At 49.9% G+C, this 5202-nt stretch carries 5 protein-coding genes; 4 read left to right on the top strand and 1 reads right to left on the bottom strand.

Annotated elements, in window-relative coordinates; translation table 11 throughout:
* Positions 1–76 precede the first annotated feature (76 nt).
* Positions 77–1237 carry an alpha-hydroxy acid oxidase gene (locus BZG79_RS11250; RefSeq protein WP_077774428.1) on the top strand — a complete coding sequence of 387 codons (1161 nt, stop codon included), beginning with the start codon at positions 77–79 and terminating at the stop codon, positions 1235–1237.
* Between the two features lie 122 nt (positions 1238–1359).
* On the opposite strand, the gene BZG79_RS11245 is transcribed toward BZG79_RS11250, so the two are convergent.
* Positions 1360–1911, bottom strand: coding sequence for a single-stranded DNA-binding protein (locus tag BZG79_RS11245; protein ID WP_021022705.1), 552 nt, complete (start codon positions 1909–1911; stop codon positions 1360–1362).
* Between the two features lie 286 nt (positions 1912–2197).
* On the opposite strand from BZG79_RS11245, the gene BZG79_RS11240 reads away from it, so the two are divergent.
* From BZG79_RS11240 to galU, 3 genes are all read left to right on the top strand, one after another.
* Complete coding sequence (locus BZG79_RS11240; RefSeq protein ID WP_077774427.1) at positions 2198–2905, top strand: LuxR C-terminal-related transcriptional regulator; 708 nt, start codon at positions 2198–2200, stop codon at positions 2903–2905.
* Between the two features lie 63 nt (positions 2906–2968).
* Positions 2969–3925: an acetyltransferase gene (locus BZG79_RS11235; RefSeq protein WP_077774426.1), complete on the top strand. Its 957-nt coding sequence runs from the start codon at positions 2969–2971 to the stop codon at positions 3923–3925.
* A 264-nt stretch (positions 3926–4189) separates the two neighbouring features.
* On the top strand, positions 4190–5050 hold the full coding sequence (gene galU / locus BZG79_RS11230) for a UTP--glucose-1-phosphate uridylyltransferase GalU (protein ID WP_077577325.1): 861 nt from the start codon (positions 4190–4192) through the stop codon (positions 5048–5050).
* Positions 5051–5202 lie beyond the last annotated feature (152 nt).

Raw genomic sequence — 5202 nt, 5'->3', positions numbered from 1 at the left:
TTTTTTGTCTATATATCACTAACAATTGCTGCGCTAGGGTAGGGCTAAACACTCACCTCACAGCGATACGATATTTATGTCTTACTATCATCCTCAATACCCTGATACGCCTGCGCTTAAAAAAGCAGCTAAAAAGCGTATTCCTGCCTTCGCGTTTGATTATCTTTGTGGCGGTTGTCACGACGAAATTGGGGTGGCACACAATGCAAGCTCCTTCACTCAAGTAAAGCTGCAATCTGATTTACTCGCCCCGACCCCCGACATTGACTTATCGGTCGAACTATTTGGCAAACACTACGCCGCCCCATTCGGTGTCGCGCCCGTCGGATTACAAGGGCTGATGTGGCCAAAAGCGCCAGAAATTCTCGCGAAAGCGGCTTATAAGGCGAACCTTCCTTATGTACTCAGCACCGTATCCTCAGCGAGTCTTGAAACCATTGCCGAGATCTCTGAGGGCACGGCGTGGTACCAGCTGTATAACCCGACGGATGCCGAGATCCGTGACGATCTGATGGGACGCATCAAACGAGCAGGGTATAAAGTGCTGGTGGTGACGGTGGATGTCCCCACCTTTGGTTATCGTCCTCGCGATATCAAAAATGGCTTGGCCATGCCGCCCAAAATGAACCTTCGTAATATCGCGCAAATGATGCAATGTCCGAGCTGGAGCTGGCATACACTCCTTGCCGGTGTTCCTGAAATGCAGACCTTGAAACCTTACATGCCCAAGGATATGCCCACCAGCGAGCTGGCTAACTTTATGAATAATACCGTGATGGGCGCGGTCGACTTTGAGAGCCTAAAAGTGATCCGGGATAACTGGGATGGGCCATTAGTGCTTAAAGGGCTGGTAAACCCTGAGGATGTCGCACAAGCAGTTGCGCTGGGCGCAGATGGTGTGGTGCTATCCAATCATGGCGGCCGCCAGTTAGATGTGGGCGAATCCCCGTTAGACACGATTCAAACCATTAAGCATCAGTACGGCGATAAAATTAAACTGTTAATGGACAGCGGCGTCCAAAGCGGTGGCAACGTAGCGCAGGCCATGGCAATGGGTGCTGACTTTACCTTGCTGGGCCGAACCTTTGTTTATGCCTGTGGCGCCGTGGGWCAACACGGCGGTGAGCATGCCATTGAAATGCTCACTCAACAAATGACTCAGGTGATGGGCCAATTAAAATGCCCCACACCAACCCAACTGCCTCACTTTTTAAAAGCTGGACCTGGCGTTGCCTAATCTCATGCCGTGAATCAATACGACATCATAAAAACAAAGCGCCCCAATCACGGGGCGCTTTGTCGATCAAGCTTTGTCGATAACGATATGGCGCTCAGATAGCCGTTGGTTAAGAACGTAGCCTAGAACGGAATATCGTCGTCAAAGTCAGGCAGATCATTATACTGCTGCTGAGGTTGCGACTGAGGCTGAGATTGTGGTTGCGGGGCCGCTTGCTGCTGAGGTGGTTGTTGATTCATGTTTTGCTGAGGCTGCTGAGGTTGACCCCATCCACCTTGCTGCTGCGATGGCTGCTGCATTGGCTGGCCTTGGTTTTGGCCGCCGCGACCACCCAGCATTTGCATGCTACCGCTAAACGGCTGTACCGCCACTTCCGTGGTGTAGCGATCTTGACCGCTTTGGTCTTGCCATTTACGCGTTTGTAGTTGGCCTTCAATATACACTTGCGAGCCTTTACGCAAATACTCACCGGCGACTTCTGCGGTTTTACCAAATAGCACAACACGATGCCATTCTGTTTTCTCTCGCATCTCACCGGTGTTTTTATCACGCCATGACTCCGAGGTCGCGAGGCTTAGGTTTGCCACCGCACCGCCGTTGGGAAGGTAACGGATTTCCGGATCATTGCCCAAATTACCAATCAAGATGACTTTATTTATGCCACGGCTGGCCATAGGTGACTCCCATTGTTGCTGTTACGCGCGAAATGATTTCGCTCACTGGATAAATAAGCATGAAGTCTAGCACGAGCCCCCTCGAGGTTCGAAGCTTTTCAACGCGATCAGGTTCCAGATTCTGCGCTTGCAATGGCGTAACAATGCGTTACCACAAAGTGGATATACCTGAGCAATGAAAATAGTTTAAACTGATACAAATCTTGCCTCGCCTTGGCGTTTGTGAACGGACAGTGCCCAGCGCTCACGCAGCGACGCCGGTTAAGTGATCATTAGTAGGATGCTTATGAACCAAGCAGAAACCACTTCAGACCATTACACCCTTCTTCTTATTTCCCAGCCTAGCATGTCTGTTTCGGCGTTAATGACGTGTTTAGAAAAAGAAACACATAGTGCCGTTGAACTCGTGCCTCCCCACGAGATTGCAGCCAAACTGACTGCGCGCTCTGGACTGGTGCTCATTGATCTCAATGCCTTTGATGACACCGCTACCGACCAACTCAAACAAACGTTAGCACCCTTTGCCGAGCAACACGTATTCGCCTTACTCAATGCCCATGATTTGAGTGCCAAAGAGCTGGCGAGCTGGCCTTTTATCAAAGGGGTATTTAAAAAAGAGGATGAAGTAAATCACCTTTGTCACGGCATTGAAAAGATGTTTTCCGGTGAGTATTGGTTGCCCCGCCATAAAATGGCTGCCTTAATCCATTATTACCAACAGCATCACCAGCAAACCATTGACGAACAGGCGGTTGTGTTGACTAACCGTGAACAGCAGATTTTGCATCATTTGGTCACAGGTGCCTCAAATCAAGATATCGCCAATGCCTTAGCGGTGAGTGAGCACACAGTCAAATCGCATCTGTATAACGTGTTTAAGAAAATCAACGTCAAAAACCGTGTACAAGCCGTGTTCTGGGCGAAAAATAACGCCTCATTAATTGGCTTTACCGGACAAGAAGGTCCAGTCGATAATGACGAGGTCAATGGGTAACTTGGACCCCAGCTGTCCCCGCGTTACCATGGTGTAATTCTTAGCCAAAAAGGACGTTGTAGGATGGCTTTCGATGTGTTTAATGGCGATGCAGACGGCCTAGCGGCTTTGGTGCAATGGCGTCGTGCCTACCCCGAAGCCAATACGCTGATCACCGGGGTAAAACGTGATATTGCACTGTTAAAGCAGGTTCCCCTGGCCACTGAGCAGGTCACAGTGATGGATCTCTCCATGGCCAAAAATCAAGCTGCTCTTGACGCTTTGCTCGCCTCCGGCACCCAGGTTTTTTATGCCGATCACCACCAAAGCGGCGCCGTGCCTCAATCGCCTTTGCTTCACGCCCACATTCATACCAGCGCGAACACCTGCACCGCCTTAATTATTGATAAGCTTTTGCACGGTCAATATCGAGAATGGGCGCTGGTTGGTGCCTATGGCGATAATCTCCATCGTACCGCTAACGCCCTCGCCCACCAGTCACAAATGGCAGCCAGCCAACGTGATCGGCTTGAACAGCTTGGCCACTGTCTTAATTACAATAGCTATGGCGCCAGCCTGGATGATCTGATCATGCCTCCTGCCATCTTATATCGGCATCTGTGTGGCTTTGATACCCCCGATGCCTTTATGCGCGCTTATCCGGACATTGTAACGACCTTGGCAGAGGCCTACCAAAGCGACCGTGATAAAGCGAAAGCGCTAGCGCCTGAAACCACTGGAGATGGGGGTAAAATTTATCTGTTACCGGATGCTGCTTGGGCGCGTCGCATCAGTGGTATGTTAGGCAATCAGCTGGCAAATCAGGCGCACGACAGTGCGCATGCTGTACTGACGCCGATGTCGAGCGGTGATTGGATGGTCAGTATCCGCGCGCCGTTAAATCGTCCCTCTGGCGCGGTACAGTTAGCAGAGCAATTTGCTACCGGTGGCGGTCGGGCTGCCGCGGCGGGCATCAATGCCTTGCCTGCCACCGCCTTATCGGCATTTACCGCAGCGTTTATGGCACATTTTTCGCCATAGCGGGATCAGCAATACCGAAGCCGTCACGCTATCACGCCCTGAGTATGCTTACGACTTGCGTCGCTGCCTGTAACCCAGCAAACTATTGCTCGATAACAAACTATTGCTTTATAACAAACTGTTGCTCCATAACAAACTGTTGCTCTATAAAAAACGTTTTGCCTCATAAGATATACGCTGAGTGGCCACTTATTCGCAAGCCGGTAAGTGGCGTACATACAGCCTAACGTGCTGATGGCGACTCGATAAAACAAAGGATCCACGATGATTAAAAAATGTCTGTTCCCAGCGGCTGGCTATGGCACCCGCTTTTTACCGGCGACCAAATCGATGCCGAAAGAAATGATGCCGGTGGTCAATAAACCCCTGATTGAATATGGCGTAGATGAAGCTTTGGAAGCGGGCATCAATGGTATGTGTATCGTCACAGGGCGCGGCAAACATGCCATTATGGACCATTTTGATAAAAACTATGAGCTCGAGCATCAAATCAGTGGCACCAATAAAGAAGCATTGCTGGACGATATTCGTAATACAATAGAAAAAGCCTCATTCACTTACATTCGCCAACATGAGATGCGCGGGTTAGGTCACGCAATCCTGACAGGACGCGATTTAGTTGGCGATGAGGCCTTTGCGGTCGTCCTTGCTGATGATCTTTGCATTCATCCAGGCAACGGCGTGCTTAACCAGATGGTCGCGCTCTACAATCAGTTCCGCTGCTCCATTGTCGCCGTCGAAGAAGTGCCAGAAGATGAAACCCATAAATATGGGGTGATTGCGGGCCAAGAGATCAAAGATGACCTTTTCCGCGTAGACAATATGGTAGAAAAACCCGATCCCGGTAATGCACCGAGCAATCTTGCGATTATTGGCCGTTATATTCTCACGCCCGATATCTTTGATCTGTTAGAAAACACCCCACCAGGTAAAAATGGTGAGGTGCAGATCACCGATGCCTTGCTAAAACAAGCGCAGTCAGGCTGTGTGCTTGCCTATAAATTTAAAGGCGAGCGCTTTGATTGTGGCAGTGTTGAGGGCTTTATTGAGGCCACAAATCACTGCTATCAGCATCACTACCTCGGTAGCAGTAACAAAGATGAGGCAACCGTCAAAAATCCGTAATCGCCTCAGGTGCACTGGCGCGAGTGGTTTTTTCGATACGAGCAAAGGCTGTGTAAATATACAGCCTTTTTGTTTGGTCATGGTCGTGTCTGTGCGATACTCAACGACCAACCAGTGAGCTGATTGAGTAGTAGGATAATAATGGACAATAT

The organism is Salinivibrio sp. MA427 (assembly GCF_001996115.1).
GTDB classification, from domain to species: Bacteria; Pseudomonadota; Gammaproteobacteria; order Enterobacterales; family Vibrionaceae; genus Salinivibrio; species Salinivibrio costicola.
Note: the sequence above shows the minus strand (reverse complement) of the source record. Positions and strands in the feature narration are given on the sequence as shown.